General features: G+C 35.0%; 13 protein-coding genes. 1 reads left to right on the top strand and 12 read right to left on the bottom strand.

Going from position 1 to position 19227, the window contains the following annotated elements; genetic code table 11:
- Window positions 1-70: 70 nt before the first annotated feature.
- From DNJ75_RS10720 to DNJ75_RS10685, 8 genes are all read right to left on the bottom strand, one after another.
- Complete coding sequence (locus DNJ75_RS10720; protein WP_117003459.1) at window positions 71-925, bottom strand: S1 family peptidase; 855 nt, start codon at window positions 923-925, stop codon at window positions 71-73.
- 59 nt (window positions 926-984) lie between these two features.
- On the bottom strand, window positions 985-2679 hold the full coding sequence (locus tag DNJ75_RS10715; protein WP_117003458.1) for a Calx-beta domain-containing protein: 1695 nt from the start codon (window positions 2677-2679) through the stop codon (window positions 985-987).
- 168 nt (window positions 2680-2847) lie between these two features.
- Window positions 2848-4308, bottom strand: a complete 1461-nt coding sequence (locus tag DNJ75_RS10710; protein ID WP_117003457.1) for a Calx-beta domain-containing protein — start codon at window positions 4306-4308, stop codon at window positions 2848-2850.
- A 27-nt stretch (window positions 4309-4335) separates the two neighbouring features.
- Window positions 4336-4884 (bottom strand): fimbrial protein, encoded by a 549-nt coding sequence (locus tag DNJ75_RS10705; RefSeq protein ID WP_117003456.1) that lies wholly within the window; start codon window positions 4882-4884, stop codon window positions 4336-4338.
- Between the two features lie 56 nt (window positions 4885-4940).
- Window positions 4941-5888, bottom strand: coding sequence for a hypothetical protein (locus DNJ75_RS10700; protein ID WP_150468981.1), 948 nt, complete (start codon window positions 5886-5888; stop codon window positions 4941-4943).
- A 22-nt stretch (window positions 5889-5910) separates the two neighbouring features.
- Window positions 5911-6615: a fimbrial biogenesis chaperone gene (locus DNJ75_RS10695; protein WP_117003454.1), complete on the bottom strand. Its 705-nt coding sequence runs from the start codon at window positions 6613-6615 to the stop codon at window positions 5911-5913.
- A gap of 28 nt (window positions 6616-6643) precedes the next feature.
- Window positions 6644-9082, bottom strand: coding sequence for a FimD/PapC N-terminal domain-containing protein (locus tag DNJ75_RS10690; RefSeq protein WP_117003453.1), 2439 nt, complete (start codon window positions 9080-9082; stop codon window positions 6644-6646).
- Window positions 9083-9114: 32 nt separating this feature from the next.
- Window positions 9115-9657, bottom strand: a complete 543-nt coding sequence (locus tag DNJ75_RS10685) for a fimbrial protein (protein WP_117003452.1) — start codon at window positions 9655-9657, stop codon at window positions 9115-9117.
- 360 nt (window positions 9658-10017) lie between these two features.
- Here DNJ75_RS10685 and DNJ75_RS10680 point away from each other — a divergent pair, with 360 nt between their 5' ends.
- Window positions 10018-10779, top strand: a complete 762-nt coding sequence (locus DNJ75_RS10680; RefSeq protein ID WP_117003451.1) for a glucosaminidase domain-containing protein — start codon at window positions 10018-10020, stop codon at window positions 10777-10779.
- A gap of 18 nt (window positions 10780-10797) precedes the next feature.
- Here the strand turns inward: DNJ75_RS10680 and DNJ75_RS10675 are convergent, their stop codons facing one another.
- The 4 genes from DNJ75_RS10675 to DNJ75_RS10660 all read right to left on the bottom strand — a co-directional run bounded on the left by DNJ75_RS10675 (window position 10798) and on the right by DNJ75_RS10660 (window position 19075).
- A complete protein-coding gene (locus DNJ75_RS10675; protein ID WP_117003450.1) occupies window positions 10798-11448 on the bottom strand; it encodes an outer membrane beta-barrel protein in 651 nt (216 codons plus the stop codon).
- Between the two features lie 221 nt (window positions 11449-11669).
- Window positions 11670-12701, bottom strand: coding sequence for a YeiH family protein (locus DNJ75_RS10670; protein ID WP_117003449.1), 1032 nt, complete (start codon window positions 12699-12701; stop codon window positions 11670-11672).
- Between the two features lie 282 nt (window positions 12702-12983).
- Window positions 12984-18599, bottom strand: coding sequence for an RHS repeat domain-containing protein (locus DNJ75_RS10665; RefSeq protein WP_117003448.1), 5616 nt, complete (start codon window positions 18597-18599; stop codon window positions 12984-12986).
- A gap of 65 nt (window positions 18600-18664) precedes the next feature.
- Window positions 18665-19075 (bottom strand): hypothetical protein, encoded by a 411-nt coding sequence (locus DNJ75_RS10660; RefSeq protein WP_117003447.1) that lies wholly within the window; start codon window positions 19073-19075, stop codon window positions 18665-18667.
- Window positions 19076-19227 lie beyond the last annotated feature (152 nt).

Genomic DNA, 19227 nt, shown 5'->3' with positions numbered 1-19227 from the left:
ATAACACTCATAAATACTTCATAAGTCAATATTTATACCGCCCATAAACCATTTTGTAGTATAGCATTTTTTACTGAAATCTAGCCTTCTGCTCATTAATCCAATTAATATAACTAGGAATATAAGTGAATGCAGCATATGGATAGTGATAGGCAGGGAAAGCCATATCTTCACTATCAGTATGCCCAGATCTACTAGTAATACCTACTTGGTAAGGCTGCCCATTTTTATCAAACATCAAAATAGGACCACCAGAATCACCATTACTAATGTTGCTTATATGATCTATTGCTTGTGAAATACTCCGTGCACAGATATCTTTATTCTCATCAAACCCCCATGCATGACATCCCTGTGAAGAGTCATCTATTTGCACACGAGTTTTTTGCAAACGCTTTTTCCATAAACCAGTTTCTGTTCTGCCCATTCCAATTACTGTAAACTGTTCACCATCAGCAGGTTTGTCACTATTATATAAATTTATAATATCAGCATAAATTTCTGGTGGTACAGGTTTTTCAAGCTTATATAGACCAATGTCATCAGTATGATTATAGTAATCCGGTGCGCCACTATCATCGTGCAGATAGCTTGGATGCCTTATTGCTTGAGTGATCCTATAAGTATTTTCATCAGTTTGCGACCCAAACTCCTCTCGTCCAATCTGTAGAAGCACCTTATTAACATCCGTATTGATACAGTGCGCCGCAGTGAGCACCCACTGTTTATCAATTAATGTCCCTCCACAAAATTGTTTGAGTCCATCCTCAGTGTTAATAAGAACCCCTACATAAAAAGGAAACTCCCCTTTAGCTGCATCACTACCCCAGGTAATTCTGCTATGAAATGTAGGTTGGCTAATATTATTGCCAAATACAGTTGTAGAGGTTAACACAATAGATGCACACATTAATAATTTACGCATAAAAAATTTCCTTCTATTTATAGTTTAATAACGAAAATTAGCCCTGCCTCGTTATTGATCTAATTTACTCTTTGCGCATCAACACTCGTCTCATAGTTAAAACCAGTGAAACCAAGTGCCGTTTTACAGTTTTGAGGTTGATCACCTGTGGTACTTCCATTATAACCATCTACTTTCATTGTTATCTGAGAAGTATGCTCAGCACTGCCTATGTCAACTTCTGATGTATTTGGAGCGATGGTTTTTACACCGGGGTGATTGCCATTAATATTAACACTTACTGGAAAGTTATTAGGATTAGATGCAATTACATGTATTTGAACTGCAAGGTCGAAAAGACCAGGACTATATTGCCGACATTCAAATCTAAGACGAAGAGGTCCTGACTCAGGAAGAGCTTCAACACTTGCCTGATTACTAACAAAATTTTGTCCATCTTTAGTCACTGTTGCTTGAAGCTTATTGCTCTTCCAATCAGCATCAGCACTTTGAACCTTATATAACTGACCAGTAGCGATATCAGAGCATTGACCACCTGCCGTTGGACAGGCTTGCCATGAATAACCAAGGGATGCTTCTAATGGAAAGTTTAAGGTGCCTTGAGAAATACTTATCTCTTGATCTACTTTTACTGGGCTAGGAATTGATGGTTGACCTGATAATTGAGGATCATCATCTTGAATAACAAGTGTCGCACTCTCTTCACCAACTTTTATCTGATAATCAGAGGAACTCTCTAAATTAATTTTAATCGATTCATTAGGGTCATATATATTATCATCTATTACTGTTATATCTTTAATAACAGACGCTTGACCTTTCCGAATGACGACCTCTTTCGTGATTGCATTAAAATCTTTATTTTCTTCTGCAGTACTTCCATTAAGATTGACTCTAACTGTTATGTCATCTGATACCGCTTCTGCTGCATGAATTTCAAATTGACCATTGGTAGATGGCTCTGCAGGATTCTGTATCTTTACAATACCTATTTCTGGCTTATGTACTGTATTATCTCGAATGGTGATCTGAGCACTAGACTCATCGCTATCAACTAAATAATCACCACCAACCACATCAATTTTAAGATACTCATCCCCTTCTGATATCTGGTCGCTCTTAACCTTAACTTCAACATCAGCTTTATCATACCCTGCTCTAATAATTACTGGTGAGTTAATAGCTTCATAATCATCTCCATTTGTGGCAGTGTTATTAATCGTTTCATCAATGTTGATATTAACACTTAAATCTTTATCAAGACGCTTTGAACTATAAACAGTAAAAAGACCATTACTATTCGGCTCAGCACCATCTTTTTGCCCTTTGATTGAAATTACTGGTTGCTCCTCACCAATAATATCAACATAAACTTCTTTTAACTCGCCATCCAAGGCTTCATTATTTATTTTTGCACTAACTGTCACCTTCCCCGGCTTAACACCTGGTGATAAATGTATATAACACTTATTTTTATGCATCGGATCCGAATCTGGATCAGGATAAACCTTACTTGTAAACTCTCCAAGTTCTGATGGTGACTTAGTAAACTCAACCGTTGAGCAATCATCCATTGCAACTGAGTTTCCATTAGTATCGTATGCTGCAAGTCGTATCACTGAGTATTTACTACTATCTGAAATTTCTAACTCAGTACGCTCTGTTGCTACCTCTGACTTTGATACTGACACGCCGCCAAAACCACTACCGAACATACTACAAAGTAGCCCAATTGCTATTAACTTCTTTTCCATTTTTTATTTTTTCCTTCTTTACTCTATGCTTTCGTAGACAGATCACCACGAGTATTACCCATCGATGAATGAAACCACCTAAATCAAATACTCACTTTAATTTTGGCTGCTGCTCAAGTCGATAGACTTCACCCATAGGTATCAATACGTAGTAAACCAGTTTAAATCTTAATATGTAGACTTACACTCATGATGTTGTACACCAAAACTATTACCCCAACAGACTAATTCTTCTTCGCTTCTTGCTATCATCGCATAGTAGTCATTTATACCAGAAACATTCTCAATTGCATGCAAAGAAGTTATGTTTTTAATCTCTTCTGAGGTAAAAGTCAACTGACGCCCGTTTAGTATAAAGTCTTTTGCTGGTAACCCGCTTTCTGGCGCAAAAAAAACACTAACGTGAAATGAAGATCCTGCTGGAATTTTAATCTGAGCAGAATTATTATCACAATCCAAGGTCATATAAGATGAGCCAGAACGCCCCATAGCATCAATAGTTTTCACACCATTAGCACAAACTGCACCTTCAACTGGTTTTGTATCATCATCTTGAATAACAAGTGTCGCACTCTCTTCACCAACTTTTATCTGATAATCAGAGGAACTCTCTAAATTAATTTTAATCGATTCATTAGGGTCATATATATTATCATCTATTACTGTTATATCTTTAATAACAGACGCTTGACCTTTCCGAATGACGACCTCTTTCGTGATTGCATTAAAATCTTTATTTTCTTCTGCAGTACTTCCATTAAGATTGACTCTAACTGTTATGTCATCTGATACCGCTTCTGCTGCATGAATTTCAAATTGACCATTGGTAGATGGCTCTGCAGGATTCTGTATCTTTACAATACCTATTTCTGGCTTATGTACTGTATTATCTCGAATGGTGATCTGAGCACTAGACTCATCGCTATCAACTAAATAATCACCACCAACCACATCAATTTTAAGATACTCATCCCCTTCTGATATCTGGTCGCTCTTAACCTTAACTTCAACATCAGCTTTATCATACCCTGCTCTAATAATTACTGGTGAGTTGATAGCTTCATAATCATCTCCATTTGTGGCAGTGTTATTAATCGTTTCATCAATGTTGATATTAACACTTAAATCTTTATCAAGACGCTTTGAACTATAAACAGTAAAAAGACCATTACTATTCGGCTCAGCACCATCTTTTTGCCCTTTGATTGAAATTACTGGTTGCTCCTCACCAATAATATCAACATAAACTTCTTTTAACTCGCCATCCAAGGCTTCATTATTTATTTTTGCACTAACTGTCACCTTCCCCGGCTTAACACCTGGTGATAAATGTATATAACACTTATTTTCATGCATCGGATCCGAATCTGGATCAGGATAAACCTTACTTGTAAACTCTCCAAGTTCTGATGGTGACTTAGTAAACTCAACCGTTGAGCAATCATCCATTGCAACTGAGTTTCCATTAGTATCGTATGCTGCAAGTCGTATCACTGAGTATTTACTACTATCTGAAATTTCTAACTCAGTACGCTCTGTTGCTACCTCTGACTTTGATACTGACACGCCGCCAAAACTACTACCGAACATACTACAAAGTAGTCCAATTGCTATTAACTTCTTTTCCATTTTTTTCTCCTTTTTTGGTTGAAATTATTAAACTTCTTGATAACTGACTATAAAAACTAAAGATGAGGTAATCTCACCACCAATAGGTTTAATACCATTAAGGTTATACATAAAGGCATTAAACATCACTCTGAAAGGAGTTGATAAACTACCATACTTAGTTGTCTGATTAATGACGTTATTATCATTTTCATCGCGCACAGCTACTCCAATATTTTGGGGGCCAAATTGACTTAAGTTTCTTAATACACCCTTCGTACTTGACTCAAGACCAACAGTTGTAATTTCTGCAGATTTAACCGACCTACATAAATTGGGGTCTCTAGGACCTATATAGAATTTTGTTTTTGTTCCGACAGCTCCTTGAATTTCAGCATCACTTGGTTTGAGCTGCTCTAAAGAGATAATATTAGAAGGAACGTAGAGACCATTTTTATCAAATAATGCCACTTCACAGGTATCTGAATATGAAATAGCTCCTGTAAATTTAACATCTAGACTACCTTGTGCAAAAGATATCGTAATCGCTCCTAGTGGCGCCAAAAGAGACCATTTTATTTTATTTATTAATTTCATTATCATCTTCAACTATTTCTTAAAAAATTAAATTATTTTCTACCATATTATTTAAACTAATTATAAATCACTTCAAATGTAACTGATGAACTAAGCTCTCCATGGTAAACACTATTATTCGTTCTAAAATAATTAACGTAATATTCTACACTCGTGCCCTCATGTAAAATTGGCGACCCACTTATTACATATTGATTATTAGTAATATCTCTTACCACAAAAGCATAAGTATCATTTCCTGCATAAATTGCAGGACCTTGACTCACTTGAGTTGCATTCATTGTCATTGTAACCCCAACTTTACTATTACAATCACTGATCCCACTTTTTGGTCTAATACCAAAGTATTGTCTGTTTCTATCCTCAGCCTCATTGTTTAGAGCAATTGCGCCTTTTAAATTATCTAATCTAATCGTATTTGGATCGATTTGCCCATTCCAATATAATTCTGGTTCACAGGTCTGAGGCGGTGTAATGATGACCTGAGACTTATCAGGTGACCATGGATTAGCTACAACCTGAGAGCCTTGGCAACCAGATTCTCCATTATTATAAAAACAGTAATAGACTTTTGGGTAGGTTAAATAACTAGTTGTGTCTCCAGTACTGCCAATACGCTTAATCCAAAGCTGTGACTTCCAGTAGCGATTATGATCGGTGTCCGAAGAATATGGTTCTTGAAACAATTTCCCATTATTACAATTCACATTTTCTACTAAGACAGTGCTACCATCACTGCTTAAAGCCTTCAAAACAAATTCAAAATCATTATTACCACTATCAATCCCTGTGCCCGTATAGGATAAATCAGATTTATAACAACCGATATTACCATATGGACCAACTGGCTCATCAGCCGCAATATACAAGCCGATATCATACTGACCTACCAATATTTCATCGCCAACCTTCATTTGACTTAGATCAAGATTTGCAGGTGGAGAATAAATATCATACTGTGTCGTAATATGATATTCTCCAAAAACGAGGCTACTGCATAACATTATAGTTATTCCAGCTATAAACTTATTGAACATCATATGTGTATGGCTCCTCAGCGCCATAATCATTGATAAAACCAATAGTATATTTGTCTGCTTGTTTACACCCATTTAAAACAATTGTTTCATCTTGAGGCACAACCAATCTTTCCAGTGGTGAAATTTCTTTTTCATCAAGACTCAAGCCCGAGACAATTTTATTTATAGAGAAGAAAAACGGTGTTGGATTAGATATCACTAACACATCATTTTCACAACGCAATGTTATTTTAGACTCTTGCCCTTGACGATTATCTGCTAGAGCTTTGGGACGATAAAATAGCTTAACAACTATCCTCGGCGCTAAAACAATTTTATTTTTGCCTGCATCACTATCGTTTATCTCAGGAATCATTTGTAAATTCAGATGAAAAATTGACTCTCTATCTTTAGGTAACTGATCCTCAAGCATCATAATATCAAAGTCTTTCTCCTCTTGTGCATTAAATACAGAAACAGAGGGCGTTACCACAAATAGTGTTTCAGAAGTATATTTTTTGCGACCTTCTGTCTTAAACGCATATGGTTCAACCCACATTTGTCCACCATATTTTATGTCTAATGGATTTTTTACTGTTGAAGTTATACGTTTATCACCCTCAGTGTATACATATCGTGTCATATTCAATGTTAATGAATAGGCTTGTAATGTATAAGTAATAAAAAATAACATTAAAAATATTTTTTTCATTTAAACCCTCTCCAAGATTACTTTATTGTTAAACAACATGAGTACACTCAATACTACCTAGATTTAGAATTCCATCTGTTTTCTCCTCGGAGACTACTACTGAACAGCTGTATTGGTCATTTTTTAACACAACATCTAAGTTTGCACTGTTGCCTTCTAAATTAGTTGAAAATAACAATCCGCCATTATAATCAACAACAAAGTTTTCACCTTTCTTGTCATTCAATATTGTCCCCATTGGTAAAAACTTGCCATCTACTTTTAATCGCATATAAACTCGCTTTAATGTTTGTGCCTGAAAGTCGACAAAAGCGAATGATTTGCTTCCTGAGTAAATTTCCTGTTGATAATTAGGAATCAAGATATTGGTATTAACTGAACTAGGATTAATATGATAATAACCTTCTCGATAGCGTCCAGATGGATTGTTTAATAACACATAACCATCTTTATTTGTACCCTCTCCATTGACCTCAATACCTGAACGATTACCGACTTTTGCTATAACTGGATTTGAAAGATTCAAATCAGAAATCAGCATACCACTTTTATTAGTATATGCTATTGAGCCTCCGACATGTGCACTATAAGTTTCATTAGTATCTACCATAATATTGTAGTTAAATACATTATTAACTTTGCTAGATACAGCTAAGGATCCTTCATAATTTTCTTTATTATCACCACTATAGCCTATTGAATAACCATAGTTATCGTCAATAGTTCCATTAATTGAATTGGAGTAGGTTGTGTTACTCTCATTATCAGTCGCCATATTCATGTTGATATTATTTAATTTGAAGCCACTGATTGCTTCATCAAGACTAACAGAAATACTCAATCCAACTGCAAAAAGATTATTTTTGGGACTATAACTGAAATTCAAACCATAATTCACTGGGGAGTAAGAGGCAGAAGCATAGATATTAAGTTGTGATTGCGTCGGTAAATTATCATAATACTCATACTGGCTATAACTTAAATTTACTGAGGGAATAATAGTAGAAGCACTATCCATCATAACACTCGGACTTAATGTAAGGTTTAACCTATTTTCATTTCTTATATTCTGCGTTGGTACAACATTAAAAATTGATTCTTGCTGATTATTCAAACTAGGCAAGTAATATCCAGATGCATAAAATAGTGATGACATCGCAACGTTGAAGCCCTCAAATACTTGTTTATTAACACTAAGTCCAATAGCATCACCAGAGTAGGTTTTACCATTAATTTTATATTGTGAGTAGCTATATTCGGTATTAATAGAACTATCGATCCAAGATAAATAACTATCTAGTCCTAACTGAGCATTAAAGGATTGCCTTCCTTGAAAGTAGCTAATATAAGGCGTATAGCTACCTATACCATAGCCGTAATACATCTTAAAGAAACCACTATTTTGCCAAGTGTTTATATCATCGTCGGAATAACCAACATCCAGCTGATACTCACCATATCCACTTTTTAACAAACTACTATTGTATGGAACGCGTAGCGATCTAACTGTTTTTGCTCCAGATCTAGCTTCTTCTTCTATCGTCACTGTTGCATATGGTGGAAACTTTAAATCAGCGATTTGATAATAACCTGCGCTCATATAACGCATAGTAGATAATCCACCATTAACGTAAACCTTTACAGTTGAAGGCTCCACTAAATAACCATCTATAATTGGTTGATAATGTAAAGAGTCTTCCCACATATCAGCATCAGTAAATAAAGAGACACCATAGAAAGAATATCCAGATGTTAATAACTGAGATCTCGTCATTAACTGACCTATTCTAGCGCTAGAGTTAAGTGAATATATCGGATGCTCAACGTAAGCTCGGCTAATTTGAAAATCATCTTTGAAAGCATCATCATTATATACATCTGCATAAAAACTCCACAGACCTACATTTCCACCAAATTGTGCGGTAACGGGCAATTGAGCATCAGTCAAGTTGCCATTTTTAATCGCATTAGCGTTATAATTTAAATAGCCTCCACTAATTAGCGATTCATCGACTAAATCATCTAAAGATTTCTTTTTGTGTTGCAATAGTTTGGTTGGCACATAATAATTAATTTCACGGCGATCAAGGTCAAGCTTATAGTAAATACCATTATCTTCATCAAACTGACCACAATCTAATTGTTGCGGTTCTCTTATTGAACTGATATCTACTACATTGTTTTTAAATATTGATAAAGGCTTACAGACTAAAAAGCTACCTTTCTTTTCTTTAATATCAATACGCTCTCGACCAACAAAACGATCATTTACTTTGACAGTTAAATAATACACGCCCGGAATAACCCCATTATTATCTAAATATTTATCAACAGCTTTCGATGAAACAGAGTTGGTAGGTGTATAAAAGAAATCCGTATAAAATTTAGCTTCCACTATCTTTGTTGTTGATAAAGAAGTGAACATCCCACTAATAATTGAGATCGCTAATTTATTTCTAGACAGCATTATAATACACCAACAAACTCAACTAATAAAATTTAGAAATACGCAACCGTAAAACTGGCTGATGCAACAATAGTACCGACAGTAACAGGACTAGTAGAATCACCTATATGATATAAGCTTGCCTTATAATCAACGGTATAAGGGCCTCCCGTATTGAATGTATAGTTAGTTTCCTTACCAATTACTTCTCGATCTGAGCCATCGACAAGATGAACACCTATATTCTTAGCACTACCAGCATTTTTAATTACATCAGGTATTTGCTCCTCAGCATCTACCCAAATATTTGCACCAGTTGGTGTACATGTGCCACCAGCATCCTTTGCATATATTTTGAAATTTTTAGTAGTGTCAGTTATGATGTCATTATCTTTAGCACTAGCCATTGCTGCTGTGATAATATCAAAATCAATAATATTATTTGCAACAACACCACCATCATCCATAAGCCCTGGTTCACATGTGACATCTGATACCGCCCCACGAAACTTAACTTCAAGAGTAGGGCTAACAGCATAACTAACCACTGAAGTTGACATTAATAAGGCTACTGAAAGCATCAATTTATTTTTCATTATTTATTTCTCCATAATATTTCTGTTCAATTTAATTAATGACTAAGAAAAATACTTGAGCAAAATATATAAGCATATAGATTAAAAATACATAACCTTATCTTATACTTATGCAAATACCCAATTAAGAATTGTCCCCAATCAACAAGGGCATAATATCGCCAAACAAGAGTACAAAAAACATACCAGAGCATACGGTATGATACTGAAAAATATCTGATAACCACGCTAAACATCTTCTCATCATCCTTAAATAGTCAACAATCATAGAGCTCAGTGAATGTATCAAGCAGTATCTGACGATCTAGCACTTCATTCTGTAAGATAAATCCGATTAATTAGTACCAATTGGAGATATTTATGCGTACCAAGATTGTTAGCTTTACTGTAACCACTCTAAGCTTATATTTATATACCTCAATGGCTTATAGCGCACCATCCGCGGTGGCTGACAAGCCAAACTTTAAAAACATCAGTAATACACAAGAAAAAAAGCAAACATTTATCGATTACCTTAACCCATTTATCACTGAGGTTGCTCTTGAAGTGACAAAGAACAGACAGTTTCTTCAAACATTAAATCAAAAGATTAGTGAAGCAAAACCACTATCTACCACTGATCAGCGATTATTACAACAGCTCGCTTTAGAATATAAAGTCACTATTGATAACTCAAATTACAAAGCAAGCATTAATGAATTATTAACTAAGGTCAACATTGTTCCTGCAGGATTGGTACTCGCTCAAGCAGCTATTGAATCAGGTTGGGGAACCTCACGATTTGCAGAAGTGGGAAATAATTATTTTGGGCAACATTGCTTTACTAAAGGCTGCGGGATTGTACCAAAGCAACGTGGCAAAGGGCAAATATTTGAAGTACAAAGCTTTAACTCACCCAAAGAAAGTATTGCAGCGTATTATAAACTGCTTAACACGGGCAGTCAGTTTACTGAGTTTAGAGCATTGCGCTATAAACTAAGCAAATCTAACAACTATTTTTCCGGCAAACCACTCGTGGATACGTTAGATAACTACTCAGAACTTACTGGCAACGATTACCAAAAACGCGTCCTTGCGACGATAAATTATAACAATCTATGTCAATACAACCCTAAGGCTTAAGATTTCTTATTTTAGTTACTAAAAAGGAAGTGTATAACTTACTGTCACACCCATACTATAGTAAGCTAGCGCATCATTAGCTGTAATATCTTCGAATGTATCTGTACTTTTACCAAACACATAACGCAAGTTACCTGCTACAGATAACCCATTTTGCCATTGATAACCAACTTCAGCACCAATTCGAGGAGCTAGATTCCATTTGCTGTCATGATCTGAGCCATCACTAATATCTATTGTCCAACGTTGCACTTCAGCACCGGCCTCTACGGCAACAACCAAACCAAAATCAAAAAACTTTTTCGCTGCTAATAATATTGGAATATTAAGCATATTAAGCTTATAAGTTGCTGAACCCATAGAAATACTTGTAACATCTGCTTTATTAAGACTATCAAGATAGTTAACACCTGTTTTGACACCGAGTGTATAGCTTGGCAATATCGTATAGTCGTAACCAATATAAGCACCAAAGCCGATGCCTCCGCCATTAGTCGTTGAACCACTCGATGTAGTTTGTGACAGACTGTTAAAGGTATTTTTTGGTGTTGCATTTGCTGATATTTCACCAGACAATACAACATGATTTTGCTCGTTAGATAAATTAGCAAAGACTATACTTGATAAAGCGACAGATCCAATAGTTGCAGACAATAGTAGTTTTTTCATGATTATTTATGACCCTCATTTGATTGTAAAAAATATATTACGAACATTAAACCTCAGGATTTTTATTGCACTAAAACAGGAGGGCATAAATCGAGATAAAACATTCGTAATTGGTTTAAGATCATAATGATTTCATAGCTTCATGCAAGTAACTAAACTTGTATCTTAGATACCACTCGTATGAAACGATACTCATCAACAGTTAACTCATCTATATGAGATTACAATAAGACTAAATGTGTTATTAATAATCCGCCCAATATAAGCCATATAAATAGAATTAATGATAATAACAATGGTTTAAGACCTGCTTGCTTGAATTTAGAAAAATGAGTTTCTATACCAAGCGCTGTCATTGCCATCGTCAACATAAATTGGTCAACCACTAGAATGCCATGCACCAGTGATTCAGGTAATAGTTGCAACGAATTAAACCCTGCAACAACAATAAATCCTACAGCAAACCATGGAATAACCACTTTTACCTGTGCTTTATTATCACTATTATTAGCACTTAACTTCTTTGCTTCATATGCAATCCATAACCCAACAAAAATAAGCAAAGGAGCTATCATCATAACCCTAATCATTTTTACCGTCACTGCGATCACTTCAGCATTATGGCTTACTGCATTACCTGCTGCCACTACTTGAGCTACTTCATGTATGGTTGCTCCGGTAAAAATACCATATCCTGTATCATCTAAAAACAACAGTCCACTTTTCATTAAAATTGGATAAATAAACATTGCCAATGTTCCGAAAATGACCACTGTCCCAACTGCCATAGCTGATTTATAAGCTTCTGACTTTATTGCGGACTCTGCGGCTAGTACTGCCGCCGCACCACAAACAGAGCTTCCTGCAGAAATCAAAATTGAGCTATCTCGATCTAATTTGAAAACTTTCTCACCTAAGACTATGCCCAAGATAAAAGTTGTTGCTAAGACGATCAATGACGCCAATAGACCTGACAACCCTACTGAAGCAATTAGCTGAAACGAAAGGTTAAACCCAAATAATATAATCGCTATCCTTAAGACCCGTTTGGCAGAAAAAATCACACCACTTGACCACCGCAAAGGAGTCTTATGTTTTAATGTATGCGCATATATAATCCCTAAAATTATACCTATAATCAGCGGGCTAATGCCTAAATCCTTTATCACAGGAATCATGGCAATGATATAGGCTAATGCCGATATTAAAATAACTTTAGATAATCCTGCAAAAAAACCAAGTCTAGATTTCATCGTTTTATACCTCTTATTGTTTTAATTATCGGAGTTACGCACTTTTGTTATTTCAACACCCCACCTCGCAAGCTCGGCACCCCTCTTGCAAAGAGGGGAATTAAAATCACCGTCGCCCGATTCCCCTCTTTGCAAGAGGGGTGGCAGCCGCAAGCTGACGGGGTGTTTATAAAATCATAGTTTTTCTAAAGTGCGTAACTTCAGTTAATTAATCAAAGCTAGATCATAATAATCAGCAAGTCAATTCCAAAATATTATTATTGTTGTGATCTACCATTGGACTTATGACCACTCATCAAGCCATATATTCATATAGTCGAAGACAAGTAAATTAGTCCAAGTGTAATAACCTGTTTCTACAACAAACCCTACCGAACCAGCAGGCGTATTACCTATATATTTTCGAAAAGGCTTACCAATGCTAGTTCTTAGTAGTTTATTTGCATCAAGGGCCATTGCGGTAATACCATAAAGCACTGTGCCTGCTACAAACTCATTAACATTAAATTTATTTCCATCTGCCATATTTGCTACTTGCAGGCCTAGGTTAAATGCAACTGATCTCAACATCCCACCACCAGCTTGTACTATTGTCAAAGAGGACCTTTTTAGCTTGCTATTCATTTTTTTAACAGATTTAGTCATCATACCGAGAGAGACCGATGTTTCAAAAAAACCGGCTGCAATAAAATTTATCATAGCCGTCATAAAAAGGCTCCTACCATCATACTCTTCACCACTTATTAATGTTGGAACAATGCTTGCTACAGCCCAAATAGAACCAGCTCTAGCAACTGACGCAATATGTTCACTATTACTTATTCCTCTGATTTTATTGCTCGAAGCACTTCCAGAACTAGCAGCATTTCTAGCACCTCTTAGATTAGATGGCTTTAACTTGCCAATATTTGATGCAGATTTAATAACTGGCACAACTATCAATGCAGTTGCCGCACCAGAGACAAAATCACGCCAGTCTGTTCGTGTGCCAATGATTGGACCGGCTATCAACATTCTCTCAATTCCATCAAGCATCATGTTACCAAGCAGTGCTCCGAAAAGTGGCAATGTTTCGCTCAACAATATTCCACCCGCTGTCGTAATGAATGTGAGTATAATAGCTGCTGTAATTTTACCGCTATTGCCAGTTGCTTTTGCAACTTGCATAGAATTATATGTGATAGCAAATGCCATCGTTAGGGTACTTATAATTAGTGTCACAATACCAAAATGACCACTTGGGTCTTTATACATAATTGGATTATTTAAAGCATAAGAGTAGCCATTAATACCTCCTTTATCAAAAGGTGACATTGAATCATATTGCATAAAACGCTTTAAGGCCGGATTATATGCTCTATAACCATTACCTAAATATTGATACTTTGTTACGTAATCTGTACGAATACCATTGTAACCAATATGCAGTTTAGTAATATCATTAAGTTGTCTAGCAAAAACATCTTGTAAATAAAACTCTTTGACCACACCATAAGGAGAATAACTTCGTTGAGAGACTAATTGACTCTCATTTTTTGCGTTAATTTTAAAGCTTAGAAGTATCGATCCAGCAACATCTTTTAAATGATAAATTTTTTCACCATTAGGCATTAGTTGCCCAACTGTACCGTCTAACGACTGAAGATAAGTAAGCCAATTATCACCTTGTGATTCATGGATTAATTGTTCGCCTAAATAATACATATAAACAGGATCTTCACTATTAACTTGTTGCATTATTTGCTTACCCTGAGCATCATAAGCATACTTAACTGTTTCATTACCTTGAAACTGAATGAGTTGTCCCAATTCATTATAAATCAAGCGATTACCCTGATCATCTTTAACAATACTACCTGCTTCATTGTATTGAATATTTTGACTTCTTACTCCATATTTAGAATTACTGTTTTCATAGTAACTCAAACGTGTTGGATCACTTTCATTATAATGATATGTTGTCGTATTAGATTCGCCGTCTAGTGTATCTTGGGTCACTGTCGCAATATTATTAAATCTATCAAAAGTATATACTTGTTTTTCAATTATTTTGCCTAAAATATCAGCAGGACAGAGCCCACCACTACACTTATATGCTGATAAATTACCAATGTCATCATACTCATAACGCTCATCTGATAATTGCGTTTGACCGTTAACACTATCAATCCGTTCTTTTCTACTCACTGTTCCTGAGTAATAATTATCTTTATTTGTAAAGCTATACCTCAATAATTGAGTCTTGTCTGATCCGACTTTGTTTGTGAGTGTTAGATTTTGTGGCAGTTTACTATAGTCGATGCTACGTGTAACAGAAATATTGCCATCATTTAACTTAACATCTGTCACACGATAAAATGGATCATCATAATTAAATTGCATGTACTCATTATTTTGAGAGCCATTTGACAGCTCTAACTTAATTTTCTCAATTTTTTGATGCAAGCTATTGTAGTAATAGCTATAACGATTATTCTGATAATCTTTAAATGACAATAGTTGGCCATTGAGAGAATAATGATACTCTGCTGTTAAAGTCTGCCCTGAGGATGAACCAAATTTTGGCGTAAATGCCACTTTTGTTATTCTCTTATTACTCGAATAAAAATACTCATACTTTCCAGTCTTATCCTCAGTAGTTTTATTTACATTTGTTTTTTTGTCTTTGGTATAAGCTGTCGCAAATTGTAGACTTAAGCAATCAGTTCCCTCCACCTTATCACCGATATAGCTACAGTTTACCTGATTTGTTTTTTCATCACGTTTGATCACAAAACGCGTGTTAAACTCATTTAAAATGCTCTCTACATCACCATATTCTGTATACGTAGTTTCTTTTTTATAACCTTCTACATTTTCAATTGATAATAACTGCCCTAAAGCATTAAATGATCTTTTGCCTAAAAGATAAGCTTCATCATCCTTTTTATCAATTTCTGCTATTGAAATCGCAATCTCATTTCCCAGAAAATCGTACTGGCTTATTAATTTTGTCTTATTTGGCATAAGTTTTTTAATGACTTGGCCTTTTTGGTTGTAGTTATAAGTAACCACTCCCCCTAATGCTGAGGTTGTTTGATATATTCTACCCATTTGATCATAAGCACTTTCTACTTTACTTCCTATACTTTTATCTGGGTTTTCAATATATGATACAAGCACATTACCATCATCATCTGTCTTACTATAACTAATCTCTGTTTTTTCACCTTCTAAGTTTAAATCGTTGATATCAGGACAATCATCATTCGCCTTTTGTTGACGATTAATATTAACAGCATATTGTTTGATTTCATTTTTCATAAGATCACGTTCTATGACCTTTATTAGTCCTGAGTTAAGGTCTAGCGTCATGCTTTCGTCATTGAACTCATCATAATAGAAGCATTGCTTATTCTCAAAAGTAAATAACGTGCCATCAGGGTAACTTCCTTTGTCATATCCCCTAACATAATCAACAAGACCATCATTATTGTAATGTGTATCATTTATTTTAAAGAATTGATTAGTTCGTTTTCCCTCTTCATCTAAATCATCCACATATTGCGCTATTTCTTGACCTATGCCATTATAAACTGTCTTCACTCTATAAGACTGTCCATCTGGGCTATCAGAAATTTCAATAATTGAAATCTCACCTTCTACACAAGCATTATTAGTCTTTTTACCATTACAATAAATATATTTATTGACCATGTTTTTTGAATTATCTTGATTTCCTTTGGGATAAAAATAGTGATCTGTTAGTCGTCCCAAATCATCATATTCTTTATATTGAATATTGCCAAAACCATCTTCAGTTGCAATATCTTTATTATCATAAAGTGATTTATATTTAGTGCGCTTAAGCTGGCTATTTTCACCTTTTTTACTCACATTACCTGAAAATTGAGATATCTTTTTAACAGGTATTGCATTTTGTTGATCAAAAAGAACTGCTTCAAAATCATATTCATATAACTCATTGACTATTTGAGATCCATCAACTATCTCACTATCAAGGTTTTCTGTGGTTTTTTCTTTTTTTAATCCAAATAAGGGTGTATTAGCATCGCTCTCTTCGTCAAAATACGACCAACTACTCTTAGCTGTGTATATAACTTTAGCTTCATTATCACCAACGATTTTTTGAATAATTTCAGTAACATCTTGTATGTTTTTGGTATAATCAATAGACTCAGGGTCATATTCACTGATATGACCCTCTTGAAGTGTATCTTGAACTACAAGACCAGCTTCCTCATTCCTAAGCACTTTATATGTGAATTTTTTTAAGATAATTGTTTGATCAGGAGTTTTGTTTCCATTTGTTTTTGATGGCAATATTAATTCATATTGTGGATAGCGATTAAAATTAAATTTTAGCTGCTGATTCCCGATCATTAAGTAACCTAAAGAATTTCTTTCCTCTGTCGAATAATAACTTATCAAACGCATTCGTCCGTAGCTATCAACTTCTTTGATTAAATTGCCATACTCATCATAACTTTGATAGGTCGTTAGCTTTTTGCTATCTTGAGCTTTGCCATGAATGATTGTTGTGGTCTTAGTAGGCATATCATAGTTTGCTGGCATATTTGAAATTGGTGCCTCTAAGTCTGCAATATTGCCATATTCATTTTGAACTTCTTTCAGTAACACTAACTCATCAGAATAAAGTTGTTCAGATAATGAAAGATGAAATTTGTTATATATTTGTTTGTTTTTATTCAGTGGTGTTCTTTGACTTACTTCATAAGTAAAATTACCCTTTAAATCTGCAAGTTTATCACCATGAAAGCCAAACTCAGAAGCCTCAACTACAGGATAACCTGAAAAATTATTATCACTATGATCTGAATTGTAAGTGTAATATGTAGGCTTTATTATCTCATCACCTTTTGCTGAGTAGATACCATGTTCGCCAATAACACAAATTGTATTGATCTGCCCCTTAGTGGGTTTTGTCCCTGTTATCTCCAATGAGTTATAGGTTAATTTCTCATAAGCACCTGTTGGATAAATAATTTTACTCATCCCTGGCGAAGCAGAACTGCACGTACCGCCTTGTGGATTATACTCAAATTTATATTCCTGACTGATTTCGCTGTTAGAGGCATCTATGATACTATCTAAATGCTTATTACCCTCATCGCCGTCTGCTAAATTTAGCTTAACAGTTTGATATTTTTTTTCATTCTGACGTCGCTTAACATCTGTATAACAAATACTATCAATAATAACTGACTGATTAGAGTAACTTACCTTAATAGCTGTATGACCATAGTCACCATTTGGTTTTAGACTATAGATAGATTTGACCTTAGCTGATTGTATAGCATCCTCATAATAAAACTCTAATGCACTACCATCAGCATAATACCTTTTGTCCATCAAACCATTGTGAGCGACATGCTCTATTATGCCATTCTTGTAGATTATAAAAAAATATTCTGCATTATTTTCGTCTTGTACTAGTTGAATATCGTGTTTTCGATAATATTTACTGCCTAACGCTACATTTTTTCTATCGACCTCCAAAAGTGCTCCACCATCGGATAAATATAGTTTTTTTGTATCTTCATCATAATGTGTTAGATTGAAAGACCATCCTTCACCATAACCATAATTCTTACGTGAGCTACTGTTGTAATTCAAATTCAACTGAAATGCCTCTTTATCCGCAACTAGCATTCCAGCAACTACCTTTTTATACTGATAACTTCCAGAGCGCTGATTAACTTGCCCTGATGCAAAATTATAGGCATTAGAATTTGGACTACTTTGATCAGCCTTAGCAGTTACATTAGCAGCCGCTTGAATCTCCATTTGCTCAAGAGATTGATTTTCCACTGTTTTGGCATAACCCAAAGTAATTAACAAACACAACAAACTGTTAAGTAAAATAAATTGTCTCATTAGCTCTTCTTATCTAAAATTTAAAATTGGATATAACTTAGTTACATATACTTTATATGTGATTTTTACCAAACCCGATAACCTGTACTATCATATGCCATTTGATAATATTTTACGTCTTGAGAAAGGGTTGGCTCCCCTAATAAGAGAATCCTCTCGTATTTTGAACCAAACTGATTAGTAACAACTATACGCTGCGGCAAATCAGAAAAGATCGTGGGATATGAAAAAAATTGACCTTCCATGAAAGTCCCCGTGTATATTATACGCTTTGCGCGCTCTATTTTGATCTCTTTATCAACCCAAACTGTAGCATTCTCATCTGTAGTAGTAGCTACTTTATCTATATTAACCTTAAGCGCTGAGAATATCCCACTATTAATACCTAAGATAGATTGCAATCCACCAGGATAAACATAGCCAGGTCCGTACCCATTTGGACGAAAACTTAAAGGGGTATTATAATTTTTAGTCATTACAAAGTTATCATGTGATAAAATGTATTCTACCCCAAAGTGTCAATACAGTTTTTTAAAAATTCTTATTCCTATACATGTCATGCAACCTGCAATGTTTTTTGCGCCTGACTTTTAAAGTCAATAGCACCTTCTTTGTACACGTTCATTGG

The sequence above is a fragment of the Cysteiniphilum litorale genome (assembly GCF_003428165.1).
GTDB lineage: Bacteria > Pseudomonadota > Gammaproteobacteria > Francisellales > Francisellaceae > Caedibacter > Caedibacter litoralis.
The sequence above is the reverse complement of the archived record's forward strand: the minus strand, read 5'-3'. Positions and strand labels throughout refer to the sequence as shown.

Excerpts from the sequence above, each read along its gene's own strand:
- DNJ75_RS10720 (WP_117003459.1), bottom strand. The coding sequence starts at position 925 with ATGCGTAAATTATTAATGTGTGCATCTATTGTGTTAACCTCTACAACT.
- DNJ75_RS10715 (WP_117003458.1), bottom strand. The coding sequence starts at position 2,679 with ATGGAAAAGAAGTTAATAGCAATTGGGCTACTTTGTAGTATGTTCGGT.
- DNJ75_RS10710 (WP_117003457.1), bottom strand. The coding sequence starts at position 4,308 with ATGGAAAAGAAGTTAATAGCAATTGGACTACTTTGTAGTATGTTCGGT.
- DNJ75_RS10705 (WP_117003456.1), bottom strand. The coding sequence starts at position 4,884 with ATGAAATTAATAAATAAAATAAAATGGTCTCTTTTGGCGCCACTAGGA.
- DNJ75_RS10700 (WP_150468981.1), bottom strand. The coding sequence starts at position 5,888 with ATGTTATGCAGTAGCCTCGTTTTTGGAGAATATCATATTACGACACAG.
- DNJ75_RS10695 (WP_117003454.1), bottom strand. The coding sequence starts at position 6,615 with ATGAAAAAAATATTTTTAATGTTATTTTTTATTACTTATACATTACAA.
- DNJ75_RS10690 (WP_117003453.1), bottom strand. The coding sequence starts at position 9,082 with ATGCTGTCTAGAAATAAATTAGCGATCTCAATTATTAGTGGGATGTTC.
- DNJ75_RS10685 (WP_117003452.1), bottom strand. The coding sequence starts at position 9,657 with ATGAAAAATAAATTGATGCTTTCAGTAGCCTTATTAATGTCAACTTCA.
- DNJ75_RS10680 (WP_117003451.1), top strand. The coding sequence starts at position 10,018 with ATGCGTACCAAGATTGTTAGCTTTACTGTAACCACTCTAAGCTTATAT.
- DNJ75_RS10675 (WP_117003450.1), bottom strand. The coding sequence starts at position 11,448 with ATGAAAAAACTACTATTGTCTGCAACTATTGGATCTGTCGCTTTATCA.
- DNJ75_RS10670 (WP_117003449.1), bottom strand. The coding sequence starts at position 12,701 with ATGAAATCTAGACTTGGTTTTTTTGCAGGATTATCTAAAGTTATTTTA.
- DNJ75_RS10665 (WP_117003448.1), bottom strand. The coding sequence starts at position 18,599 with ATGAGACAATTTATTTTACTTAACAGTTTGTTGTGTTTGTTAATTACT.
- DNJ75_RS10660 (WP_117003447.1), bottom strand. The coding sequence starts at position 19,075 with ATGACTAAAAATTATAATACCCCTTTAAGTTTTCGTCCAAATGGGTAC.